At 40.8% G+C, this 25,424-nt stretch carries 23 protein-coding genes and 2 tRNA genes; 17 read left to right on the top strand and 8 right to left on the bottom strand.

Features of this window, described 5'->3' with window-relative positions; genetic code table 11:
* Positions 1–73: 73 nt before the first annotated feature.
* Complete coding sequence (locus GD631_RS10105; RefSeq protein ID WP_143258104.1) at positions 74–907, top strand: glycogen/starch synthase; 834 nt, start codon at positions 74–76, stop codon at positions 905–907.
* 21 nt (positions 908–928) lie between these two features.
* A complete protein-coding gene (gene bamH / locus GD631_RS10100; protein WP_143258103.1) occupies positions 929–2,620 on the top strand; it encodes a BamH family beta-barrel-assembly machinery protein in 1,692 nt (563 codons plus the stop codon).
* A 258-nt stretch (positions 2,621–2,878) separates the two neighbouring features.
* Here bamH and GD631_RS10095 read toward each other — a convergent pair whose 3' ends face one another.
* From GD631_RS10095 to GD631_RS10085, 3 genes are read right to left on the bottom strand one after another with little or no spacing between them, the layout of a single operon-like run.
* Positions 2,879–4,333, bottom strand: coding sequence for a glycoside hydrolase family 57 protein (locus tag GD631_RS10095; RefSeq protein ID WP_143258102.1), 1,455 nt, complete (start codon positions 4,331–4,333; stop codon positions 2,879–2,881).
* Between the two features lie 17 nt (positions 4,334–4,350).
* Positions 4,351–5,616 (bottom strand): glycosyltransferase, encoded by a 1,266-nt coding sequence (locus GD631_RS10090; RefSeq protein WP_143258101.1) that lies wholly within the window; start codon positions 5,614–5,616, stop codon positions 4,351–4,353.
* A 16-nt stretch (positions 5,617–5,632) separates the two neighbouring features.
* Positions 5,633–7,570 (bottom strand): glycogen debranching enzyme N-terminal domain-containing protein, encoded by a 1,938-nt coding sequence (locus GD631_RS10085; RefSeq protein WP_143258100.1) that lies wholly within the window; start codon positions 7,568–7,570, stop codon positions 5,633–5,635.
* Positions 7,571–7,783: 213 nt separating this feature from the next.
* On the opposite strand from GD631_RS10085, the gene GD631_RS10080 reads away from it, so the two are divergent.
* Entirely contained in the window at positions 7,784–8,452 is a 669-nt protein-coding gene (locus tag GD631_RS10080; protein ID WP_143258099.1) for a rhomboid family intramembrane serine protease, read from the top strand.
* A 96-nt stretch (positions 8,453–8,548) separates the two neighbouring features.
* Here GD631_RS10080 and GD631_RS10075 read toward each other — a convergent pair whose 3' ends face one another.
* On the bottom strand, positions 8,549–9,148 hold the full coding sequence (locus GD631_RS10075) for a MarC family protein (RefSeq protein ID WP_143258098.1): 600 nt from the start codon (positions 9,146–9,148) through the stop codon (positions 8,549–8,551).
* A gap of 137 nt (positions 9,149–9,285) precedes the next feature.
* Here GD631_RS10075 and GD631_RS10070 point away from each other — a divergent pair, with 137 nt between their 5' ends.
* Positions 9,286–9,954, top strand: a complete 669-nt coding sequence (locus tag GD631_RS10070) for a Crp/Fnr family transcriptional regulator (protein ID WP_143258097.1) — start codon at positions 9,286–9,288, stop codon at positions 9,952–9,954.
* A gap of 98 nt (positions 9,955–10,052) precedes the next feature.
* Here the strand turns inward: GD631_RS10070 and guaA are convergent, their stop codons facing one another.
* Positions 10,053–11,576 carry a glutamine-hydrolyzing GMP synthase gene (guaA, locus tag GD631_RS10065; protein WP_143258096.1) on the bottom strand — a complete coding sequence of 508 codons (1,524 nt, stop codon included), beginning with the start codon at positions 11,574–11,576 and terminating at the stop codon, positions 10,053–10,055.
* Between the two features lie 131 nt (positions 11,577–11,707).
* A complete protein-coding gene (gene mscL, locus GD631_RS10060; RefSeq protein WP_143258095.1) occupies positions 11,708–12,154 on the bottom strand; it encodes a large-conductance mechanosensitive channel protein MscL in 447 nt (148 codons plus the stop codon).
* Between the two features lie 142 nt (positions 12,155–12,296).
* On the opposite strand from mscL, the gene gap reads away from it, so the two are divergent.
* From gap to GD631_RS10025, 7 genes are all read left to right on the top strand, one after another.
* A complete protein-coding gene (gap, locus tag GD631_RS10055; RefSeq protein ID WP_143258094.1) occupies positions 12,297–13,307 on the top strand; it encodes a type I glyceraldehyde-3-phosphate dehydrogenase in 1,011 nt (336 codons plus the stop codon).
* A gap of 173 nt (positions 13,308–13,480) precedes the next feature.
* Positions 13,481–15,541 carry a M3 family metallopeptidase gene (locus GD631_RS10050; RefSeq protein WP_143258093.1) on the top strand — a complete coding sequence of 687 codons (2,061 nt, stop codon included), beginning with the start codon at positions 13,481–13,483 and terminating at the stop codon, positions 15,539–15,541.
* Positions 15,542–15,565: 24 nt separating this feature from the next.
* Positions 15,566–16,081, top strand: coding sequence for a DUF4847 family protein (locus GD631_RS10045; RefSeq protein WP_143258092.1), 516 nt, complete (start codon positions 15,566–15,568; stop codon positions 16,079–16,081).
* Between the two features lie 8 nt (positions 16,082–16,089).
* Entirely contained in the window at positions 16,090–16,539 is a 450-nt protein-coding gene (locus tag GD631_RS10040; protein WP_143258091.1) for a dCMP deaminase family protein, read from the top strand.
* Between the two features lie 30 nt (positions 16,540–16,569).
* Positions 16,570–18,321 carry a S41 family peptidase gene (locus tag GD631_RS10035; RefSeq protein ID WP_008020856.1) on the top strand — a complete coding sequence of 584 codons (1,752 nt, stop codon included), beginning with the start codon at positions 16,570–16,572 and terminating at the stop codon, positions 18,319–18,321.
* Positions 18,299–18,826, top strand: a complete 528-nt coding sequence (locus GD631_RS10030; RefSeq protein ID WP_229067624.1) for a 5-formyltetrahydrofolate cyclo-ligase — start codon at positions 18,299–18,301, stop codon at positions 18,824–18,826. Before GD631_RS10035 ends, GD631_RS10030 begins: the two co-directional genes overlap by 23 nt.
* Positions 18,771–19,562, top strand: coding sequence for a histidinol-phosphatase (locus GD631_RS10025; protein WP_143258089.1), 792 nt, complete (start codon positions 18,771–18,773; stop codon positions 19,560–19,562). The genes GD631_RS10030 and GD631_RS10025 overlap by 56 nt, the downstream gene beginning before the upstream one ends.
* Here GD631_RS10025 and GD631_RS10020 read toward each other — a convergent pair.
* Both GD631_RS10020 and recF read right to left on the bottom strand, forming a co-directional pair.
* Positions 19,549–19,836 carry a DciA family protein gene (locus tag GD631_RS10020; RefSeq protein WP_004316165.1) on the bottom strand — a complete coding sequence of 96 codons (288 nt, stop codon included), beginning with the start codon at positions 19,834–19,836 and terminating at the stop codon, positions 19,549–19,551. The genes GD631_RS10025 and GD631_RS10020 overlap by 14 nt on opposite strands.
* Positions 19,826–20,941: a DNA replication/repair protein RecF gene (recF, locus tag GD631_RS10015; RefSeq protein WP_143258088.1), complete on the bottom strand. Its 1,116-nt coding sequence runs from the start codon at positions 20,939–20,941 to the stop codon at positions 19,826–19,828. Before recF ends, GD631_RS10020 begins: the two co-directional genes overlap by 11 nt.
* 160 nt (positions 20,942–21,101) lie before the next feature.
* Here recF and GD631_RS10010 point away from each other — a divergent pair, with 160 nt between their 5' ends.
* The 6 genes from GD631_RS10010 to GD631_RS09985 all read left to right on the top strand — a co-directional run bounded on the left by GD631_RS10010 (position 21,102) and on the right by GD631_RS09985 (position 25,280).
* Positions 21,102–21,785, top strand: a complete 684-nt coding sequence (locus tag GD631_RS10010; RefSeq protein WP_004316163.1) for a tetratricopeptide repeat protein — start codon at positions 21,102–21,104, stop codon at positions 21,783–21,785.
* A gap of 152 nt (positions 21,786–21,937) precedes the next feature.
* Complete coding sequence (gene ribH / locus GD631_RS10005; protein WP_143258087.1) at positions 21,938–22,432, top strand: 6,7-dimethyl-8-ribityllumazine synthase; 495 nt, start codon at positions 21,938–21,940, stop codon at positions 22,430–22,432.
* 50 nt (positions 22,433–22,482) lie between these two features.
* A tRNA-Tyr gene (locus GD631_RS10000) sits at positions 22,483–22,565 on the top strand.
* Positions 22,566–22,573: 8 nt separating this feature from the next.
* Positions 22,574–22,646, top strand: a tRNA-Gly gene (locus GD631_RS09995).
* A 217-nt stretch (positions 22,647–22,863) separates the two neighbouring features.
* A complete protein-coding gene (locus tag GD631_RS09990; protein WP_143258480.1) occupies positions 22,864–24,273 on the top strand; it encodes a Gfo/Idh/MocA family protein in 1,410 nt (469 codons plus the stop codon).
* A gap of 116 nt (positions 24,274–24,389) precedes the next feature.
* Positions 24,390–25,280, top strand: a complete 891-nt coding sequence (locus GD631_RS09985) for a YitT family protein (RefSeq protein ID WP_143258086.1) — start codon at positions 24,390–24,392, stop codon at positions 25,278–25,280.
* Positions 25,281–25,424: the final 144 nt, after the last annotated feature.

The following is a 25,424-nucleotide window of genomic DNA, read 5'->3' as shown; positions in this document are numbered from 1 at the left end:
AAGAAAGAATATCTTATTTAATGTGTCTTTTTTTTCGTATCTTTGCAGAATATTATAGTGAACTATTGTTATTATGACAAAGGCAAATAAAGTTTTATTTATTACTCAAGAGATTACACCTTACGTTTCAGAATCCGAAATGGCCAATATAGGTAGAAACCTTCCACAGGCGATACAAGAAAAAGGCCGTGAAATCAGAACCTTTATGCCTAAATGGGGAAATATCAATGAGCGCAGAAACCAGCTGCACGAAGTGATCCGCCTCTCTGGTATGAACCTGATCATTGATGATACTGACCACCCCTTGATTATAAAAGTTGCTTCTATCCAATCCGCACGCATGCAGGTATATTTCATCGATAATGATGATTATTTCCAGAATCGTATGCAAACATCGGATGAAAATGGTGTGGAATATGATGATAACGATAGCCGTGCCATTTTCTATGCGCGCGGTGTATTGGAAACAGTGAAAAAACTTCGCTGGTGTCCTGATGTCATTCATTGTCATGGCTGGATGACAGCTTTAGCTCCTCTTTATATTAAGAAAGCCTATAAAGACGAACCTTCTTTCCGCGATGCCAAAGTGGTATTCTCTGTTTATGAAGATGACTTCAAGAATACACTTAGCGACGATTTCGCAGCCAAACTGATGCTGAAAGGCATTTCCAAAAAAGATTTAGGTGACTTGAAAGAACCGGTAGACTATGCTACTCTTTGCAAACTCGCCGTTGACTATTCGGATGGAGTCATACAAAACAGCGAAAAAGTAGACGAGTCTATTATTGAATATGCCCGCCAATCTGGCAAATTGGTACTTGACTACCAGCAACCGGAAAACTATGCAGATGCTTGTAACGAGTTCTACGATCAGGTATGGGATGCTACTGCAAACGAAGAAGAATAAAAAAATCAAGATACGACGATCATGAAAGCAAAATACGCCTTAATAGCTTTACTGGCAATCGCCTTTTGGGGTTGTGATGACAACACTGCCGGACTGGGATTGGGAATGTTTCCGGGAAGCGACCAGAATATCAATGGAAAGCTATCTACATTTGATGTGACTACAGAATCCGTTCATGCCGGTAAGATATATGCAATGACCAATGTTGGTTATGTAGGTAAGTTTACAGATGAAACATTCGGAACTTATCAGGCAGGTTTCTTGGCACAACTTAATTGTCCTGAAGGAATGACTTTCCCAGAAGCTTTTTCTGGAACTACCGAAAGTGGTACTGGAAAGATGATGACAAATTTTGAAAACTTGGCAGAAGGTGTATCTGGTAACTACACCATCATTAAAGACGAGAACGGAAATCCTATTGGCAACTGCCAAATCAATATTTATCTTTGGTATGACAGTTATTTTGGAGATTCATTAACAGCTTGCCGACTAAGTATGTATGTATTAGATAAGAAAGAAGGCGACAAGTATTGGAATGAAGACCCAGATGCTTATTATACCAATATCGACCCTACAAGATATTATGATAGTACGACAAGTTTATTAGGCAATAAATCTTATACAGCAGTTGATTTGTCTATTAGTGATTCCATACGTAATCTTTCAACTTACGTTCCTTATATTAAAATTACATTGGATCAGACTAAAACACAGGATTTGGGACTGAAACTTTTAAAAGAAGGACGCACGGAAAACCTATATAAAAAATTTCAAAGTATATTCCCCGGATTGTACGTAAAAAGCGACTATGGAGACGGTACTATCCTCTACGTAAATTCCGTACAAATGGATGTAGCATTCTTGGAGCATGCCAGAGACAGCATAACAGGTGGCCTACGACACACATCTGCAGGAAAAGACTCTGTAATATACAACGGACGATCATTCACATCTACCCGTGAAGTCATCCAAGCCAATCGATTGGAAAACGATACAGAAAAAATTCAAGAATGTATAAATGAGCCCAAATGGACTTACTTAAAAAGTCCTGCAGGAATTTTCACTCAAATAACTCTCCCTATCAGTCAAATAGCTGAAAAGCTCCAAGGAGATACTTTGAATGCTGTTAAATTAGGAATTCCTATCTACAATGAAACTAGTGACAAGAAGTTTGGTATGTCTACTCCTCGTAATGTTTTATTAATACGTAAAAAATATAAAGATAGTTTCTTTAAAGATAATCAGCTTAGTGATGGTATAACTTCATCTCTATTTAATCCCACTACTACTAGCTTTACTCAATATACATTCAACAACATTACTCAAATGATTAATGACTGTTTAGCAGATGGAGAAAGAGAAGAAGCAGAAAAGAAACTCAAGAATGGTGGAACGATAACTCTCCAAATAACTGACGCAGAAGGAAATGTCAAAGAAGAGACTGTTGATAATATCGTAGATTGGGAAAGATTAAGCGATTGGAATAAATTTATACTTATTCCAGTACTTGTTACTACAGATTCTTCTTCAAGCAACAGCTATTATGGTTCTTCGAGCAATGTTATTAGCATACAACATGACCTAAAACCTGGTTATGTACGATTAAAAGGAGGTACAAATGCCACAAATGCTTCTTTAGATAAAGAACAACAAGATAAATACAAATTAAAACTTGAAGTTATTTCTACAAACTTTGGAACAAAATCAAAATAAGAAATAGTTGAAATATTATAAAACAATAGCGCAGATTACTCAATGTAACTTGCGCTATTGTTTTATAATATATTTATAGCGGTATATGCTTAGGATATTAACGGTATCGTCACCATATAGCGTCACTATTTCTATTAGATAGCATTACTATCTTACAAAAGTATATTCTCCTACAAAGATCTTAACTTAATCCATAATAAAAACCGTGAGTTTGATGTTATCTCACTCACGGTTCCATATAATAAATTCTTATACTTCTTACTTAACAGCAGCCTTCTTAGCTTTCCCCGTAGCCTTCTTCGGCTCGGCTGTTGCTTTCTTTACTTCAGCTTTCTTTGCAGTAGGTTTTGATTTAGTAGCAGGGGCCTCTTTCACTACCGGCTCTTTAGCATTAGTGGCCTTTTTAACTGCCGTTTTCTTTGCCGCTTCTACTTTTGCCTGTAATTTAGCCAATATCTTTTCCAATTCAGTAATCTCATCCCCCTGATTCTTAATGGTAGTCAACAAAGAATTTAGTTCTTCACTGTCTACATCGGCAGGATATAATGCATCTACCCGTTTGATAAAGTCACCCAAAATATTCATATAGTTGGTGAAAGCATCATAAGGAGAATCATAGATACCACGGTTCAACCACATACCATTGTTCTTCGTTGTCATAAAACGGAAGTTATTGCTGGCCTGCAAGTAATCCCAATCCTGCTTAATACGACGGTCATCACATAAATGAACACGTTCTGCTACACTATACAGTTTATTGAAAGCCTCACGTTGCATGACATTACCCAGCCAACAACTAGTATCTCTTTCTTCATCCACCCATGACATCGGATATGCAACATCAAGCTGCGACACTGATTTCAGCTTCGTTACGATTTCCGTCGGCGTAGAGAACGTGATTCCCTTAGCTTTTGCACATTCGGGCAGTGCCTTCATGAATTCAAGAATATTAGAAGATAACGGTTGAGCCATACCAAGTGCACTCAATTCCATAAAGATATTGATGACTTGTTCTTCTTGTGGTAATGCATCAATCCAATTGATATATTTATCAGCAAACAAAGGATATTCCGCCCACTCCGAATTAGAAAAACGCAAACTGATGTCGTCAGAGAGTTTAAAATCCCGTAACAAGAGCTTAAGGCTTGGAGCTTGATTACAGTGATAAACATAATGCGGGCTCTTCCATCCCAACACATGTTTAGCACCTTCCGTCAACATCCCCTTAAAGCCCATAGAAGCTACCAATCCACCTATCTCATCAGAATAAATCAGACTAGAATTGCGGAACACTTTCGGTTCTTTGCCAAACATCTGTTTCATCTTATCACGTTGACGAATTACTTCTTCACGGAAGCAATCCTCGTTAGCCAGTGAAGACAAACCATGTGAATAAGGTTCACATAAGAACTCACAACAACCAGTTTCATTTAACTGATGCAATAAATCAATGACTGCCGGAGCATGAATTTCCAATTGTTCCAAGGCTACTCCCGAGATAGAAAGCGCTACTTTAAAAGCACCACCCGAGTTTTTCGCCATCTCAATCAACGTATTGAGAGCAGGAATATACGAACGTTCAGCAACCTCATTCATACCCGTTTCGTTGGCATAATCATCATAATAATAATGGTCATTACCAATATCGAAGAAACGATAACGTTTCAAATGGATAATTTGATGTATTTCAAAATAAAGACAGATAGTTCTCATTTTTATTTATTGTTTTGTTATTTACCATAGTTTCTTAACACAGACTCGTAGAGAGCACGGATTCTCAAGCCGACTTTTTCCCACGTAATCCCATCCACTTCCTTCTTTCCCTCTTCTTTGAGATATTCGAAAAGAGACGGATTGGTACACAGAGAATGGATAGCGTCAGCCATTGCATGAATATCCCAGTAGTCAGTTTTTATCACCTTATCAAGAATCTCGCCACATCCAGACTGCTTAGAAATGATGGAAGGTGTTCCACACTGCATAGCTTCCAGCGGAGCGATACCGAAAGGTTCAGAGACAGACGGCATGACAAATACATCACTGTTCTTATAAACCTCATATACCTGCCTGCCTTTCATGAAGCCCGGGAAGTGGAATCGATCGGCAATACCACGTTCAGCAACCAAGTTAATCATGGCATTCAACATATCACCCGACCCCGCCATTACAAAACGAATATTACGAGTGCGCTGCAATACAAGCGCAGCAGCTTCTACAAAATATTCCGGCCCTTTCTGCATCGTAATACGTCCGAGGAAAGTGACCACCTTTTCTTTTGAGTGATCGGGACGCGGAATATCCAGCAGTTCCTGCGACAATGGATAAACAGCATTATGCATTGCAAATACCTTTCTGGGGTCCTGATGATACTCGTTAATAACAGTGCGACGGGTAAGCTCGGATACGCACATGATACAATCGGCATGATCCATACCATTCTTCTCAATCGAATAAACAGTAGGATTGACTTTGCCACGAGAACGGTCAAAATCCGTAGCGTGCACATGGATGCAAAGCGGCTTTCCGCTAACCATTTTAGCATGTACTCCGGCAGGGTAAGTCAGCCAATCGTGCGCATGAATGATATCAAACTCCTGCTGACGGGCTACTACTCCGGCAATGATCGAGAAATTATTAATTTCTTCGTGCAAATTCCCGGGATAACCACCTGCAAATTCCATACATCCTAAATCATTCACATGCATATAAGAAAAATCGGCATAGATATGATCGCGGAAAGAATAATATTCTTCCGGTGTCATTTCCAACAAACGGGATTTCAAGTAGTCATAGTGGACATCACGCCACACGATGGGTACTTGATTCATACCGATTATTTTCAAGAACTTTTCTTCTTCGCCGCAAGGTTTAGGCATACAGAAAATCGTTTCCATATCACCCTGCAGACTCAATCCTTTAGTTATTCCATAAGAAGCAACCGCAAGACCACCATATATTTTGGGAGGGAATTCCCATCCAAACATTAAAACTTTCATCTTCGTTCCTCCTTTTTTAATAATACTTAGACAGTAGCTTTAAGACACGCAGTATTTCGGCTACATTCATCGCGAACGATACTGCGCCACGTCCTTTGAAAGGCGGATTCCCATCAAACAACTCGGGAATGGAACCAACGCAGTGGTTTGTCATCTCATCATCATAACTAATCAGCTGACGTTCAACGAATGACAACCCGCTCATCTTATAAATCCGAAGATAAGCTTCCAGATAGAATCCCATCAACCAAGGCCAAGCGGTTCCTTGATGATAAGCATAATCCCGTTGTATCTGCGGACCTACATAGTTCGGATTATATCCACCACTCTTCGGACTCAATGAACGAATTCCTTTCGGAGTGAGCAGCTCCTTGGTTACAATATCTAGCACCTGTTTCTTTTGTGCACGATCCAAAGGAGAATAATCAAACGCTACGGTAAATATCATATTAGGACGTACACTCCAGTCCATCATATTACCGTCTACGTAATCAAGCAAATAACCATATTCATTACGGAATACCTCGACAAAAGATTTTCCTGTCACTTCTGCCTGTGCGTCAAGTTCATCTGCCAAGAACACATTACCACCTTCACGCACCAAATCAGCGATGAAACGCAGCGCATTATACCATAACGCATTAAATTCAACAATATATCCTGTACGAGGAATCACCGGATGCCCGTTCACAGTAGAGTTCATCCACGTAATCGCCTTGTCCGTACCATTGGCAAAAAGTAATCCGTTGTCATGCAAGAAGAGATTCTCATGTCTTCGCTGACGGATAAACTCCATAATATCTTTCAAAAGCTCTCCATATTTCTGACGGCATTGTTCGCGGGAAGTCTCTTTGGCATATTGCTGCATAGCCCAGACAGCCCAAAGCAAAACGTCAGGATGCTCCATTTCATAAATCTTGTATCCGACAGGTTCTTCATTAATAAAATTACGAATCGCCTTTTCCGCCGTTTTCATCACATCCTCAAACTGGTCGATCTCATCAAGCGCAAGCGTCAGTCCAGGTAAGGCAATAAACATATCACGTGCACGGCATTTAAACCACGGATAACCGGCAAGAATATAATGTTCGTCTTCCTGTTGGTTATGGAACTGATGAGCGGAATTTTTCAGACAGTGGTAAAAGCTATCACGTGGCGTACGATCAGCTACTTCAGCCTCAAATGTTTGTTTCAGTCTACGAGGAGTTACTTCTGAAGTTCCGGCAGAGAATACAATACTCTCTCCTTTCTTTATATCCACTTCAAAATAGCCGGGAACATAAAGGTCTTCATTGAAGTCATACCCACGTTCCTGTTCTTTCGGGTATTCAATCCCCCGATACCAGTCGGGCATGAAATGAAACTCACACTTTTTATTCAACTGCATATAAAGTTCCGGATAGCCGGGATACATACAGGTTTTTATACCATTTTCCACCAGTTGATACTCGCGGCTTGCCTGCGGGTTTTCATGAGTGTACTCACGTACACTTCTGAAAGCGAGGAACGGGCGGAAGCGCAAGGTTGTAGCCGAGTGCGCATCAAGTAAAGTATAACGAATCAGGATTCTATTTTCATGATGTACAAAGATTTTTTCTTTGCGGAGGATTACACCTCCGACACGGTAAGTTGTTGCCGGGATATGCTCACAGTCAAACTCGCGGATATACTTGTGTCCGTTAGGACTAAAGTTATTTCCCTGATATTTGTGCAATCCCAAGTTAAACTCCGCACCGTGTTGAATTACCGTTTCATCAAGAGAAGATAGCAGCACATGATTTTCATCGTCGAGATTGGGAACTGGGATCACCAACAGGCCATGATATTTGCGTGTGTTACAATCAACAATCGTCGTACAATGATAAGCTCCTGCTTTGTTCGTCCGGAGGATTTCCCTTTGAAGAGATTCTTCCAGATTCGTCATGAGGGTCTTGTCAAATCGTAAATAACTCATAGTTGTGCATTATTAAAGGTTAATTATTGGTCATTATATCGTATATCTATTTATTGTTACATACCGCATATATTGGCTGTAACAGCATATACAACGGGTATAACGCCCAAATGTACAAATTATAGATAAAAACAAAAATAAAAAGGCTTTTTATTTTCAGATTTTGTGCAAATATTCGTAGTATTGCGTAAAATATCTAAAGAAAAGAATGTCATGAAGCAAGATATTCAGCGTATCATGCTGGCTGCAGCAAAGCCTTTGTTTCTTATTTTTATTCTCTATATACTCAAGATTATGGAAGTTGGGATGGACTGGGACTTCTCTCGCTTGGGGGTATATCCTATGGAGAAGCGGGGACTGACCGGCATTTTAACCCATCCGCTGATACACAGTGGATTCAGTCATTTATTGGCAAATACAATCCCTTTATTCTTCTTGTCATGGTGTCTTTTTTACTTTTACCGAGGAATAGCCGATAAAATTTTTATTCTCATTTGGCTGGGAAGCGGACTACTTACTTTTCTGATCGGAAAACCGGGATGGCACATCGGTGCCAGCGGACTGATCTATGGTCTTGCTTTCTTCCTCTTTTTCAGTGGCATTCTCCGCAAATATGTGCCACTCATTGCCATTTCTCTACTTGTTACCTTTTTATATGGAGGAATTATATGGCATATGTTTCCTTATTTCTCCCCTACCAATATGTCATGGGAAGGACATCTTAGCGGAGGAATTATGGGAACGTTCTGCGCTTTCGTTTTCGTAAATCACGGACCGCAACGGCCGGAACCTTTTGCAGATGAAACGGAAGAGGAAGAAAATATAGAAGAAGAAACAACAGCAACAGAAGAAGATAAAACAGAAAAAAAAGAAACGTTATAAATGCCAACCCGTGTCACCCGTATTGACACACTTGTGCCATCGTATTGGCACAACCGATACAATAGTTTTCAATTTAACAAGAAGGATTAAGCCTGATCAAGACCGATGCAACGCTTCAATCAATAACGTTATATTGGCCGTAAACAACCTTACAGAAATAGCCAATAAGATAATACCAAAGAACTTACGAATAATATAGATACCTCCTTTTCCCAGGAAACGCTCTACACGACCAGTCATACTCACTACAAAGTAAACCCAAATCATGTTCAATACTAAAGCTATAATGATATTGATACTGGCATATTCCGCCCGAAGAGAAAGCAAAGTTGTGAAAGCTCCGGCACCCGCCAACAAAGGAAAGACAAGCGGCACCAAAGTAGCTTCCTTGATAGGACCTTGGTTTTTGAAAATCTCAATATCTAGAATCATCTCCAAAGACATGAGGAAGATAACAAACGCACCGGCAACTGCAAACGATTCGATGTCTACATGGAAAAGTTTCAGCATCATATCTCCCGCATAGAAAAATCCGACCAACAAAGCAAAAGAGATGACAGTAGCTTTCATTGCATTCACATCTTTCCCCTTTTCTTTCAGGTTAATTATAATAGGTATAGAGCCGATAATGTCTATCACAGCAAAAAGTACGATAAACGCACTAACCATCTGTTGCCAATTGAAGCCTGCAAACATAATTTCCTCCTTTTTTTCTGCAAATATACTCTATTTTTATACATTCAAACAATAAAAAAAACAAAAAGAAGGGTCAGATATTGACAGTGGTGTTGTATTATGAGTAAATTTGTACGATTAACAAGAGATTACAACATATGGAAACAATGTTCGACACTTTGCTCCAATTGCCTTTATTTCAAGGTCTTTGTCATGAAGATTTCACAAGTATTCTGGATAAGGTCAAACTACACTTTATCAAGCATAAAGCGGGAGAAACTATCATTGAGAGTGGTAGTCCGTGTAAACAACTTTGCTTCCTGTTAAAAGGCGAGGTTTCTATCGTCACAAATTCCAAAGAAAATATATACACCGTCATCGAACAGATGGAAGCACCTTACCTGCTGGAACCACAGTCGCTGTTTGGCATGAACACCCATTACGCTTCTGCTTATGTAGCACATACGGAAGCGCATACTGTCAGTATCAGCAAAGCATTCGTACTTAGCGATCTGTTCAAATATGAAATATTCCGGCTCAACTATATGAATATCGTAAGTAACCGGGCACAAAATCTTTACTCCCGCTTATGGGAAGAACCGACACAGGATTTAACAGAAAAAATCATTCGCTTTTTCCTGTTGCATTGTGAAAAGACACAGGGAGAAAAGATATTCAAAGTAAAGATGGACGATCTTGCCCGTTACCTAGACGATACCCGGCTGAATACTTCGAAAGCGCTCAACGAACTACAAGATAAGGGATTATTAGAGTTACGCCGGAAAGAGATTCTTATTCCGGACGCACAGAAGCTGCTTAGAGAGTAGATACGGACACTGACCAATCAAAAAAAAGAAACTATCCATCATAAAAATAGCCTCAACAGGAATTCCTATTGAGGCTATTTTTATGTGATAAAGTGTTATTATTCCCACTCAATAGTTGCTGGCGGCTTGGAACTGATATCATAGGTTACACGGTTCACTCCTTTTACCTTATTGATAATATCATTTGACACCTTACCCATAAATTCATAAGGTAAATGTGCCCAGTCGGCTGTCATGGCATCTGTAGATGTCACAGCACGCAAAGCAACCGCTCTTTCATAAGTACGCTCATCTCCCATTACACCTACAGACTGTACCGGCAACAAGATAACTCCTGCCTGCCATACTTTATCATACAATCCCCAGTCACGCAATCCCTGAATAAAGATATCATCAGCATCCTGTAGAATACGTACTTTTTCAGGAGTAATATCACCCAGAATACGCACTGCCAGCCCCGGTCCCGGGAACGGATGGCGGGTAATCAGATGTTCCGGCATCCCCAACTCACGACCTACCCGACGAACCTCATCCTTAAACAACAAACGAAGTGGCTCACACAATTTCAGGTTCATCTTTTCAGGAAGTCCGCCTACATTATGATGACTCTTAATCACTGTACCCGTGATAGACAATGACTCAATGCAATCCGGATAGATTGTACCTTGAGCCAACCATTTCACATCTTTAATCTTATGAGCTTCTACATCGAACACATCAATGAAACCCTTACCTATAATCTTACGTTTAGCTTCCGGTTCAGCCACTCCAGCCAGTTCCGTAAAGAACTTTTCGCTGGCATCAACGCCAATCACATTCAGACCGAGACATTCGTAATCCTTCATCACATTCTTGAACTCATTCTTACGCAGCATACCATGATCTACAAAGATACAAGTCAAGTTCTTGCCGATAGCCTTATTCAGCAGCACTGCCGCAACAGACGAATCGACTCCACCACTCAAACCGAGAACGACCTTATCATCACCCAACTGCGCTTTCAGTTCGGCAACCGTGCTTTCAATAAAAGAAGCCGGTGACCAGTCTTGCTTGCAACCGCAAACATCTACCACAAAGTTCTTCAGGATTTGAGTTCCGTCTTCGCTATGGAATACTTCCGGATGAAACTGAACACCCCATACCTGCTCCCCTTCTATCTGATAAGCTGCAATCTCTACTTTATCCGTTGAAGCTATTTTCTTGAAACTAGCAGGAATAGCAGTAATCGTATCTCCATGACTCATCCACACCTGCGACCCATCACGTACTCCTTTAAACAGCACATTATCTTTGCAGAAAGAAGCCAAATGAGCACGTCCATACTCACGTGTTCCGGCCGGTTCCACTTTTCCGCCATTGGTGTATGACATAAACTGTGCACCATAACAAATACCCAATATCGGATATTTACCACGAATTTCACTCAAATCTACTTTGAAAGCATCTTTATCGTAAACCGAAAAAGGACTTCCGGAGAGAATGACCCCTTTAATAGTCGGGTCTTCTTTAGGAAATTTGTTATAAGGAACAATTTCACAATACGTATCCAATTCACGTACACGACGGCCTATGAGCTGTGTTGTCTGCGAACCGAAATCAAGAATTATTATTTTTTCCTGCATATCAATGGTTGGATTTTGAATAAATTGAGTTGCAAAAGTAGAAAAAAGTACGCAATCTATATTAATAATGAAGAGAAAAATGAAGGAGATTCACAAGTTTACACCTGGAATCTCCCTTATTTTAATTAGAATCAACTATTCTTTTCTTTCAGCAAATCACGTATCTCCGTCAACAAAACTTCTTCCTTCGTTGGCGCAGGAGGAACTGGAGGAGCAGCCGCTACTTCTGCCTGTTTTTTAGTTGTCAGTTTCGTAATCAAACGTATAAATAAAAATATAGCAAAAGCGATAATCAGAAAATCAAAGGTGGCCTGCAGAAACTGACCATAATCCAATGTCACAGCCGGAGCAACCTCCTTACCGTCAGCACCGATCTCTGCCGCTTTCATCACCCATTTCAAATCCGTAAAGTTCACACCGCCAACCAGTAAACCAATCGGAGGCATAATAACATTAGCAACCAATGATGATACGATTTTTCCAAACGCACCACCAATAACAACACCGACAGCCATGTCTATGACGTTGCCTTTCATAGCAAACGCCTTAAAGTCCTGTAAAAATGTACTCTTTCCCATCTTTTTTCAATATTTAATGTGAATTTAATGTGCGAATATAAAAACATTTTTGTAATTTTGCACCGCATTTGAAAATAAAACAAGTGCGGAGGTAGAGAGATATTTGAACAAATATTATAAAACCCTTAAAAGTTTAAACAAAATGATTAAAGTAGGTATTAATGGATTCGGACGTATCGGACGTTTCGTTTTCCGCGCTGCAATGACAAGAAACGATATTCAAATCGTAGGTATCAATGACCTTTGCCCGGTTGATTACTTGGCTTACATGCTGAAGTATGACACAATGCACGGTCAATTTGACGGTACTATTGAAGCAGATGTTGAAAACAGCAAATTGATCGTTAACGGTCAAGCTATCCGTATCACAGCTGAAAGAAATCCGGCTGACTTGAAATGGAACGAAGTTGGTGCAGAATACGTTGTTGAATCTACAGGTTTGTTCTTGAGCAAAGACAAAGCTCAGGCTCACATCGAAGCTGGTGCAAAATATGTTGTAATGTCAGCTCCTTCTAAAGATGACACTCCAATGTTCGTTTGCGGTGTAAACGAAAAAACATATGTAAAAGGTACTCAATTTGTATCTAACGCTTCTTGTACTACTAACTGTTTGGCTCCTATCGCTAAAGTATTGAACGACAAGTTCGGTATCCTTGACGGTTTGATGACTACAGTTCACTCTACAACTGCTACTCAGAAAACAGTTGACGGTCCTTCTATGAAAGACTGGAGAGGTGGTCGTGCTGCTTCTGGCAACATCATCCCTTCTTCTACTGGTGCTGCTAAAGCTGTAGGTAAAGTAATCCCTGCATTGAACGGCAAATTGACTGGTATGTCTATGCGTGTTCCGACTTTGGACGTATCTGTAGTTGACTTGACAGTTAACTTGGCTAAACCAGCTACTTACGCTGAAATCTGCGCTGCAATGAAAGAAGCTTCTGAAGGCGAATTGAAAGGTATTCTGGGTTACACTGAAGATGCAGTAGTTTCTTCTGACTTCTTAGGTGACACTCGCACTTCTATCTTCGACGCTAAAGCAGGTATCGCTTTGACTGATACTTTCGTTAAAGTTGTATCTTGGTATGACAACGAAATCGGTTACTCTAACAAAGTTCTTGACTTGATCGCTCACATGGCATCAGTAAACGCTTAATTAGAAGCCTGAACCATATAGAAAACCGCTGCGGGAAACCGTAGCGGTTTTTTTATACATTTCATTTTATATATTGTTAAAAAGCAACGTGTTATCCGTTGAATAAGCTACAATTTTAGTAGCTTTGTACCTCTATGGAGAGATTATTAATAACATTGATACTAGTTTGCACTATGAACAATATAACAAATGCCCAGAATCCTTTCTACGGGCAATACCATACGCCGCACGAAACCGTGCCGTTCGACCGGATTGAAACTGCACATTATGAGCCTGCTATCCTCGAAGGAATCAAGCTACAAAATGCTGAAATAGAGGCTATCATACAGAATCCGGAAAAGGCTGATTTTACCAATACGATAGAAGCTTTCGAAGAGTCAGGGGAATTACTGGATAAAGTAGTTGCCGTCTTCGGCAATATGTTGAGCGCAGAAACGAATGACGATTTGCAAGAACTCGCTCAAAAGATTATGCCGTTGCTTAGTGAACACAGCAATAATATCACACTGAATGAAAAGTTATTCGCACGTGTGAAAGAAGTGTATAACCAAAAAGAAACTTTGCAACTGACGCAGGAACAAAAACAGTTACTGGAAAATGCATACAACAGTTTTGTTCGCCATGGTGCCAATTTGGAAGGAGAAGCGCGGGAAGAATACCGCCGTCTGACTACCGAATTAAGTAAACTGACGCTTACTTTCAGTGAAAACAACCTGAAAGAGACAAATGCCTATCAGATGCTGTTGACAAAAAAGGAAAGTCTCGCCGGATTACCCGAAATTATCATAGAAGCAGCTGCCGAAACAGCTAAGAGCGAAGGAAAAGAAGGATGGGCATTCACGCTTCATGCTCCAAGCTATGTTCCTTTCATGACATATTCCGACAATCGTGATTTACGCCAGAAGTTGTATATGGCTTATAATACAAAATGTACGCACGATAACGAATTTAACAATATTGACATTGTAAAAAAGATAGCTAATACACGCATGAAAATAGCCCAATTATTGGGATACAAAGATTATGCGGAATATACGCTAAAGAAAAGAATGGCTGAAAACAGCGAGGCTGTATACAAGCTGTTCAACCAACTACTGGAAGCATATGCCCCTACCGCACAACAGGAATACAAAGAAATCCAAGAACTAGCCCGCGAAGAGCAGGGAGATGATTTTGTTGTAATGCCTTGGGACTGGAGTTATTACTCAAACAAACTGAAAGACAAAAAATTCAATATCAATGAAGAAATGCTTCGTCCTTACTTCGAATTGGAACAAGTGAAGAAAGGAGTGTTTGGGCTGGCAGAAAAGTTATATGGAATTACCTTCCGGAAAAACACAGAGATTCCGGTTTATCATAAAGAAGTGGAAGCCTTTGAAGTGTTTGATAAAGATGGAAAATTCTTAGCTGTCTTATACACTGACTTCCACCCGCGTTTAGGTAAGCGTGCCGGAGCTTGGATGACGAGTTACAAAGACCAATGGATAGATAAAAAGACTGGTAAAAACAGTCGTCCGCATGTATCTGTCGTGATGAACTTCACCAAGGCCACCGAGAATAAGCCTGCTTTATTAACATTCAATGAAGTAGAAACATTCTTGCATGAGTTCGGACATAGCCTGCATGGTATATTTGCCAATTCCACTTACAGAAGTTTAAGTGGAACTAATGTGTATTGGGATTTTGTGGAGCTTCCTTCGCAGATTATGGAAAACTTCGCCATAGAGAAAGATTTCCTCAATACATTTGCCCGTCATTATCAGACAGGAGAAGTTTTACCGGATGAATTAATAAAACGTCTTGTAGACGCTTCTAATTTCAATGTTGCTTATGCTTGTCTGCGACAACTAAGTTTCGGTTTACTTGATATGGCGTGGTATACTCGCAACACTCCTTTTGAAGGAGACGTGAAAGTTTATGAACAGGAAGCCTGGAAGGATGCACAAATATTGCCGGTTGTACCAGAAGCTTGCATGAGTACACAGTTCTCCCATATCTTTGCTGGTGGATATGCTGCCGGATACTATAGCTATAAATGGGCAGAGGTACTGGATGCCGACGCTTTTTCATTGTTCAAGCAAAAAGGAATATTCAATCAAGAAGTTGCAGACTCATTCCGCAATAATATTCTGTCGAAAGGAGGAACGGAACATCCGATGATACTTTATAAACGTTTCCGCGGACAGGAACCGAGCATTGATGCCTTATTAATCAGAAATGGAATAAAAAAGTAAGTATTAAGTTATTAGATATAAAATATGAAGAGAAGTATATTTCAAATAGTAGGATTGCTTTTATTGCTTCCTTTATTTTCAGGATGTAATGATTCGGACGATGTAGCTGCTATCTTTACAGGAAAAACCTGGAAACTAAATTATATCACGGTAGATGGAGGTCATGAGATGTTTGGCTTTTGGGAGAATGAGGAACAGGAAAAAGCAAGTATTAAAGAGCTTAATAAGAATGGTACATACAACATCGTATTTGATGGCACAGTAGATGGAGATGTAATTAACGGAAATATAAAAGGGACTGTAATTGCAACCAGTACTTTTGAAGGAAAATGGAGTGCCAACGCCAAGAACAACAGTTTTAAAACTACAGTTACCACTGCTGGTAATTATGGTGACGACAAACTCGCCAAAAATTTCATAGAGGGGCTTAATGCTGCCACATCTTATGAAGGAGACAGTAACAACTTATACCTTTTATACAAACCAGCATCCGGTAAACAAACTTTCCGTATGGTTTTCCGGGTAGTAAGTAATAAATAGTAAACAACATGGACACTAAAAAGAAACAATTAGAACTTGACAAACGTTATATACGCATGGCCAGTATATGGGCTGAAAATTCCTATTGTCAACGCCGTAAAGTAGGAGCTTTAATTGTTAAGGATAAAATGATTATCTCCGACGGATATAACGGAACGCCTTCCGGTTTTGAGAATGTGTGTGAAGATGAAAACAATCTGACAAAGCCATACGTTCTGCATGCGGAAGCAAATGCCATTACCAAAATAGCACGTTCAAACAACAGTAGCAACGGTGCTACCATGTACGTCACCGCCTCTCCTTGCATCGAATGTGCGAAGTTAATCATACAGGCAGGAATCAAACGGGTAGTTTACTCCGAGCATTATCGCCTGGAAGATGGAATTGAGTTATTAAAACGAGCGGGAATCGAAGTTATCTACACAGAATTAGATGACCATTCCTCTCCGAATAAATAAGAAGACGAACGTTTTAAAAAAGGAATAGACATGAGTACAAAAAACTCTTCACGTTTTACACCTGTCATCATAGCAGTCAGCGTGGTAGTCGGGATTCTTATCGGTACATTTTATGCCAAGCATTTTGCCGGCAACCGTTTGGGTATTATCAACGGTTCCTCCAATAAGCTAAACGCATTGTTACGCATTGTAGATGATCAATATGTCGACACCGTAAACATGGCCGACTTAGTGGAAAAAGCTATGCCGCAAATTCTGGCCGAATTAGACCCACATTCAACTTATATCCCTGCCCAAAATCTCGAAGAAGTCAACTCGGAACTGGAAGGTAGCTTTAGCGGAATCGGTATCCAGTTTACCATACAGAACGACACCATTCATGTGAATGCAGTCGTTCAGGGTGGCCCTTCTGAAAAGATAGGATTGATGGCGGGCGACCGTATCGTTACCGTAGACGACAGTTTGTTTGTCGGTAAGAAAGTAACTAACGAACGGGCTATGCGCACTCTGAAAGGTCCAAAAGGTTCACAAGTGAAATTAGGAATCAAACGAACGGGAGAAAAAGACTTACTGCATTTCAACATCACCCGCGGAGACATTCCTCAAAATACCGTTGATGCAGCTTATATGCTAAACGATGACATCGGTTACGTAAAAGTCAGCAAATTCGGTCGTACCAGTCATGTAGAATTGTTGAATGCACTGGCACAACTCAACCATAAAAAATGCAAAGGTCTGATCATTGACCTCCGCGGTAATACCGGAGGATATATGGAAGCTGCCATCCGCATGGTGAATGAGTTCCTGCCCGAAGGAAAATTGATCGTATATACTCAAGGCCGTAAATATCCACGTGCAGAAGAATTTGCCAACGGTACAGGTAGCTGTCAGAAAATGCCACTCGTTGTATTGATTGACGAAGGTTCTGCTTCCGCCAGTGAAATCTTCACCGGAGCTATTCAGGATAATGACCGGGGTACAGTTGTCGGACGCCGTTCCTTTGGTAAGGGACTCGTACAACAGCCTATCGACTTCAGTGATGGTTCAGCTATCCGCCTGACAATCGCCCGCTACTACACTCCTTCCGGACGTTGCATCCAACGCCCATACGAAAGTGGTAAAGACCGTAACTACGAACTGGATTTATATACCCGCTACGAACATGGGGAATTCTTCTCACGCGACAGTATCAAGCAGAATGAGAGCGAACGTTATAACACCAGCCTGGGACGTACTGTTTATGGTGGTGGTGGTATCATGCCGGATATATTCGTACCGCAAGATACAACGGGAGTCACCTCTTATCTTTCTACTGTTATCAACCGGGGACTGACTATTCAATTCACATTCCAGTACACTGACAACAACCGGAAGAAACTTAGCCAATATGAAACAGAGGAAGAATTACTGAATTATCTTCGTCATCAAGGATTGGTAGAACAGTTTGTTCGTTTTGCCGACAGTAAAGGAGTGAAAAGAAGAAACATCCTCATTCAAAAGTCATACAAACTATTGGAGAAGAACCTCTTTGGTAACATCATCTACAATATGCTTGGACTGGAAGCTTATCTTCAATATTTCAACAAGACAGATGCTACCGTCATTAAAGGTATTGAAATACTTGAAAAAGGAGAAGCTTTCCCAAAAGCTCCGGTAGCCGTCGAGGAGGAAGAAGTGACAAAGGACAAAAAAGATGGAAAGAAAAAAAGAACTGCGCAAGCATATAGCATTACTGAAGACCCAACACGCGGATTCGACTATGCGAAAGCTGCAATCAGCTAACATACTGACCGCCCTTGAAGCCCATCCGGCTTTCAGGGCGGCAAATACCGTACTACTATACCATTCGCTAAATGACGAAGTAGATACACATGCGTTTATCCGGAAATGGAGCGATAAGAAGCAAATCCTGCTCCCCGTAGTAGTAGGCGATGACTTAGAGCTTCGGATATATACCGGACCCGAAAATATGTCAATCTGTGGTGTCTATGGCATAGAAGAACCAACCGGGGAAGCATTCACAGACTATGCAGCCATCGACTTCATCGTTGTTCCCGGAGTAGCTTTCGACGTAAAAGGTAACCGTTTGGGACGGGGAAAAGGATACTACGACCGCCTCTTGCCGCGCATACCATCAGCCTACAAAGCTGGGATTTGTTTCCCGTTTCAATTAGTAGAAGAAGTTCCTGCGGAATCATTCGACGTCCGCATGGATATAATTATAACAATCAATGAAGACGAATTATCACACCCATACCACCCGCTGCCATCATGCGACAGGGAGTGACGAAGAATTTGTTTTAAGCGCCATCAAAGGCGGCTATCAAGAATTAGGCTTTTCAGACCACACTCCGTGGAAATACCACACCGATTACATCTCCGACATCCGGATGCTTCCCGAAGAGCTACCGGGATATGTGGAAAGCCTCCGTTCGCTACAAGAGAAATATAAGCATCAAATCAGTATAAAAATAGGATTGGAATGTGAATACTTTCCTGAATATTTACACTGGTTAAAAGGAATCATCAAAGAATATAAGCTAGATTATATCATCTTTGGAAATCACCATTTTCATACAGATGAGAAGTTTCCCTATTTCGGTCGGAATACAGATTCGGTAGACATGCTCGAACTCTACGAAGAGAGTGCTATTGAAGGAATGGAAAGCGGACTATTTGCCTACCTTGCCCATCCGGATCTATTCATGCGTTCCTACCCGGAATTCGATCATCACTGCAAACTGGTCAGCAGACATATCTGCCGGACAGCAGCACGGTTAAACCTACCATTGGAATATAATCTCGGTTATGAAGAGTATAATGACATTTATGGAATTACCACCATTCCCTACCCGGATTTCTGGGAAATAGCTGCCCATGAAGGTTGCACCGCGATCATCGGTGTAGACGCACACGATAATCAATATCTGGAAAATCCTTTTTATTACAACCGTGCAACCGAAACACTCCGAGAACTGGGTATAAAGGTTATAGACAGAATCCCTTTCCTCAACGAAAAATAATGTTTGTAATAACCATAGCGCCGACTCTCTGATTGAGTGTGCGCACCAATACTTCACGCCCCATCATCAACTCCTGCCGGAGAGCTGCAGAAGTAAGATGCACATACAATGTCTGATTACGAATATAAAGATTGCTGGTATAAGCCGCCGCCGGTCCCAAGACTTGAGGCCAGGCATCCAACAGTCTTTGCTCGTTCAGCGGAGATTCCAAACTCTCCTGACGAAGAAACTGTTGAATCAGTTTTCCTATTTGTTCGGCATCATTACGCTTCATTGTCAGCCCCCATTTCTTGAATTGTCCCCTCCTCTACACGAAATATTTTATAATCACTACCTACCTTATGCAAAATACGGTCGAGATGTCCCCGGTTTGTATCTGTTATAAATATCTGCCCGAAATTGTCTCCGGCTACCAGCTTCACTATTTGCTCTACACGGGAAGCATCCAGTTTATCAAAAATATCATCTAATAATAATAAAGGAACAGTTCTGCCCGTGCGTTTCAAGAAATCAAACTGTGCCAGTTTCAATGCCACCAGATATGTTTTATTCTGTCCCTGCGAACCTTCTTTCTTTATCGGGAATTCACCCAACAGCATATTTAACTCATCCTTATGAATTCCCCGCAAAGAGAACCCCATTATCTTATCCCGCTCCCTGCTCTGCTTCAACACTTCCAGCAAAGAAGCATCCCGCGCATGAGACTCGTAAGACAATTCCACAGTCTCTTTATCCTGAGAGATAAAAGAATAGAAAGATTGGAAAATAGGAATAAACTCCCGGATAAACGCTTCACGTTTGCGGAATACGATTTCGCCGGCTTGAGACATCATTTCCTCCCATACAAGAAACAGCTCCTCCTCTATCGGGAACTCGCTCTTCAGCAATGTATTACGCTGCACCAATGCTTTATTATACCGTATCAGTGCTTCAAGATATTCTTTATCATACTGCGAAATCACTACATCCATAAACCGGCGACGTTCATCACTCCCTCCGGCTATCAATTCTGAATCGGCAGGCGAAACCATCACCAAAGGCAGGAAGCCGATGTGGTCCGAGAAACGACTATATTCTTTCTTATTCCGCTTAAACTGTTTCTTCGAACGACGTTTCATCCCACAATAAATCTCTTCAGGAGTCCCGTCCTCCGCTTCATAGAACCCCTGTATGACAAAGAAGTCTTGTTCATGACGAATATTCTGAGAATCAATCGGATTGCCGGAGCTTTTACAGAAGGACAAGAAATACACTGCATCCAGCAGATTCGTCTTCCCCATCCCATTCAGTCCGAAAAAACAATTCAGTTTGGCAGAGAATCCCAACTCCACCTCTTCCAGATTCTTATAATTTAATATGGATATTCGTTTCAGTATCATTGTATACACGTTAATTTGTTCACAAAAGTAGCAAGATTTTCGTGGTTTTCGGGTGTAAAACAAAAAAAGATGCTTCTAAATTTCGTTTGTAGACATAAAAAAACTACTTTTGCGAGTCGAAATATCAAACTGTGAATAATAACAAAAAGAATCATATAAAATGGCAGAACAAAAGAATCAGAATGAACATCTGAACGTAGAAGATGCACTGACACAATCGGAAGCATTTCTTATCAAGTACAAAAACGCAATTATTGGCGGTGTTGTTGCTGTGATTATTATTGTAGCAGGTTTTATCATGTACAAAAACCTCTATGCTGAACCACGTGAAGAAAAAGCACAGGCAGCTCTTTTCAAAGGACAGGAATACTTTGAGCAGGATGCTTTTGAGCAGGCTTTGAACGGTGACAGCATCGGCTACACAGGTTTCTTGAAAGTAGCTGATGAGTACAGCGGAACAAAAGCGGCTAATTTGGCTAAAGCTTATGCCGGTATTTGCTACGCACAACTTGGCAAATATGAAGAAGCAGTGAAGATGCTGGATAGCTTCAATGGAAAAGACCAAATGGTTGCGCCGGCAATCTTGGGCGCTGCAGGTAACTGCTATGCACAACTTGGCCAACTGGACAAAGCTGCTTCTACTTTACTGTCGGCAGCAGACAAAGCCGACAACAACACATTAAGCCCGATTTTCCTGATACAAGCCGGAGAAATCCTGGTAAAACAAGGAAAATATGACGATGCTGTAAACGCTTACACTAAGATCAAGGATAAATACTTCCAGTCTTATCAAGCTATGGACATCGACAAATATATCGAACAGGCTAAATTGATGAAAAAATAACATACCTTATTATATAAGGAAATCGAGGCACGGATTACACCGGATTAAGCGGACTATCTATTAAAACCGTGGAATCCGTGAAATCCGTGCCTTTCTTCTTGATTTTCCATGCTCTCAAACTTCATTTTATAATTCTCAACTTTTAATTTACTATGGCAACAGCTTACCATAACTTATCCGAATATGATTTCAATTCCGTTCCGAATGCAGAAGCAATGAAATTTGGCATCGTCGTATCCGAATGGAATTTCAATATTACCGGTGCTTTACTGAAAGGCGCAGTCGATACATTAAAAAAACATGGAGCAAAAGACGAAAATATTTTGGTAAAAACTGTACCGGGAAGTTTCGAACTTACTTTTGGCGCCAATCAAATGATGGAAAATTGCGATCTTGATGCAATTATTGCAATTGGTTGCGTAATTAAAGGAGATACTCCACATTTTGATTATGTTTGTATGGGAGTAACCCAAGGAATTACCGAATTAAACGCAACTGGCGATATACCAGTTATTTACGGATTAATTACCACAAATACGATGGAGCAAGCAGAGGATCGTGCCGGTGGCAAACTGGGTAACAAAGGAGACGAATGTGCAATTACTGCAATAAAAATGATCGATTTTGTTTGGAGTTTAAATAAATAGTTGTATCTTTGCACCGCAATTGAGAAACAAACCTCCTCAAAAGCAAAAAAGGGCAAATACCAGAGTGGCCAAATGGGGCAGACTGTAAATCTGCTGTCTTTCGACTTCGGTGGTTCGAATCCATCTTTGCCCACAAAAATTGCGGAAGTAGCTCAGTTGATAGAGCATTAGCCTTCCAAGCTGAGGGTCGCGGGTTTGAGCCCCGTCTTCCGCTCTTTAAAGAGAATCTGAGAAATTGGATTCTCTTTTTTTGTTTTACTTTAGACCACTAAAATTATGAAAGATTCTCCGACACAATCGCACGTACTCCGGTTAGCACACCCTCCTATATAAAATATCGGTTATAAATATAAATAATTGGCTAATTAATTACTATTTTTGACACGTAAATGAAAAACAGCGTATAACCCCTATTAGAAACTTAAAATATGATGAAAAAACTACTCATAGCCACTGCTATCGGCTTGGCCTTGTTAACCTGGCACACCAGTTGTACTCAACAGCCAAAGGCTTCGGAAGCCTTTACTCCTATCAAAGTAGAGACTCCTACCCGCCCTGCCGGACAAGAAGATGTAATCCAACTCGTTACTCCTAAAATTGATACCGTACGTGTCGGTTTCATCGGCTTAGGAATGCGTGGTCCCGGTGCCGTAGCACGCTGGACTCATATTCCGGGAACTAAGATTATAGCGCTATGCGACCTGCTTCCCGAACGTGTTGAAAAATCACAAGAAATTTTGAAAAATGCCGGACTCCCTGCAGCTGCTTCTTACAGCGGAGAGGAAGATGCATGGAAAAAACTTTGCGAACGGGACGATATTGATCTTGTATACATAGCTACAGACTGGAAGCATCATGCTGCAATGGGTGTCTATGCCATGGAACACGGCAAGCATGTAGCCATCGAAGTTCCTGCCGCTATGACATTGGATGAAATCTGGCAGTTAATCAATACTTCTGAAAAGACCCGCAAACATTGTATGCAGCTCGAGAACTGTGTATATGACTTTTTTGAACTGACTTCTTTAAATATGGCACAACAGGGCGTATTCGGAGAAGTGCTTCATGTAGAAGGTTCATATATCCACAACCTGGAAGATTTCTGGCCTGAATACTGGAACAACTGGCGAATGGATTATAATCACCTACATCGCGGTGACGTATATGCAACTCATGGCATGGGCCCCGCTTGTCAGGTACTTAATATCCACCGTGGCGACCGTATGAAGACATTGGTATCTATGGATACGAAAGCTGTCAATGGGCCGGCTTACATTAAGAAACAAACAGGAGAAGAAGTGACCGACTTCCAAAATGGTGACCAGACTTCGACTTTGATTCGCACAGAAAATGGCAAAACGATGCTAATCCAGCACAATGTAATGACACCCCGTCCATACAGTCGTATGTATCAGATAGTGGGAGCCGATGGTTATGCAAGCAAATATCCGATTGAAGAATATTGCCTGAGACCTTCACAAGTTGATTCTAAAAATGTGCCTAATCATGAAAATCTGAATGCACATGGCTCTGTACCTGAAAATGTAAAGAGAGCCTTGATGGATAAATATAAAGATCCAATTCACATAGAGTTGGAAGAAACTGCCAAGAAAGTAGGCGGTCACGGTGGTATGGACTTTATCATGGACTACCGTCTGGCATATTGCCTGCAAAATGGATTACCATTAGATATGGACGTTTATGACCTGGCAGAGTGGTGCTGCATGGCCGAACTTACCAGACTTTCCATCGAAAACAATTCTGCTCCGGTAGAAGTCCCCGATTTCACTCGCGGCGGATGGAATAAAGTACAAGGCTATCGTCACGCTTTTGCAAAATAAAAAAAAGAATATATCCTTTTAGTACGAGCATAATGAACCAATCCGGCTTCTCCCCCAAAGCCGGATTATTCATGGGGCCGTGTTTGAACATTTTATAGATTATCATAATCACGTTTATGAAAACAGTTATTCCAAAACCTTCTAAGCAAAGCATTATCCGTGAAGCCAGAGATTATGTAATGATTGCCATCGGCATGATTTTGTATGGTATCGGTTGGACCGTTTTTCTACTTCCGAACGATATCACGACCGGAGGAGTACCGGGTATTGCTTCTATTGTATATTGGGCTACGGGTTTTCCCGTACAGTATACGTACTTCAGCATCAACTTCTTTCTATTGTTACTGGCCCTCAAATTGCTGGGGATGAAGTTTTGCATTAAAACTATTTTTGGAGTATTTACCCTCACCTTCTTTCTGTCTGTCATCCAAAAGCTGACAGCAGGTTTCGGCCTCCTCCACGACCAGCCCTTTATGGCATGTGTCATCGGAGCATCCTTCTGTGGAGGCGGTATAGGGGTTGCTTTTTCGGCAAACGGAAGCACAGGAGGTACGGATATTATCGCAGCCATCATCAACAAATACCGGGACATCACATTAGGAAGAGTAGTACTTATCTGCGATATGATTATTATTTCTTCCAGTTATTTTGTCTTAAAAGACTGGGAAAAAGTGGTGTATGGGTTTGTAACTCTTTATATTTGTAGCTTCGTTCTCGATCAGGTAGTGAATAGTGCACGCCAATCCGTACAGTTCTTTATCATATCCAATAAATATGAAGAAATAGGACGGCATATCAACGAGTATCCACACCGGGGAGTTACGATAATCAATGCAACCGGCTTTTATACAGGACGAGAAGTAAAGATGATGTTCGTATTAGCCAAAAAGAGGGAATCGCCTATCATCTTCCGGTTGATTAAAGATATAGACCCGAATGCATTTGTATCACAAAGTGCTGTCATCGGAGTTTATGGAGAAGGATTCGATCATATCAAAGTAAAATAAAAAAGAAATGAAGAAACAATATTGAGAAACATGAAATTTCGACCAACCCCCAATTTATTAACAGGCATTTTCATGGGAATATTTTCCCTGACAACATTTAATGTAATGGCTGAAAAAGCTGTGAAAACTTATTGGCAGGATGTA

The organism is Bacteroides luhongzhouii (genome assembly GCF_009193295.2).
GTDB lineage: Bacteria > Bacteroidota > Bacteroidia > Bacteroidales > Bacteroidaceae > Bacteroides > Bacteroides luhongzhouii.
The sequence above is the reverse complement of the archived record's forward strand: the minus strand, read 5'-3'. Positions and strand labels throughout refer to the sequence as shown.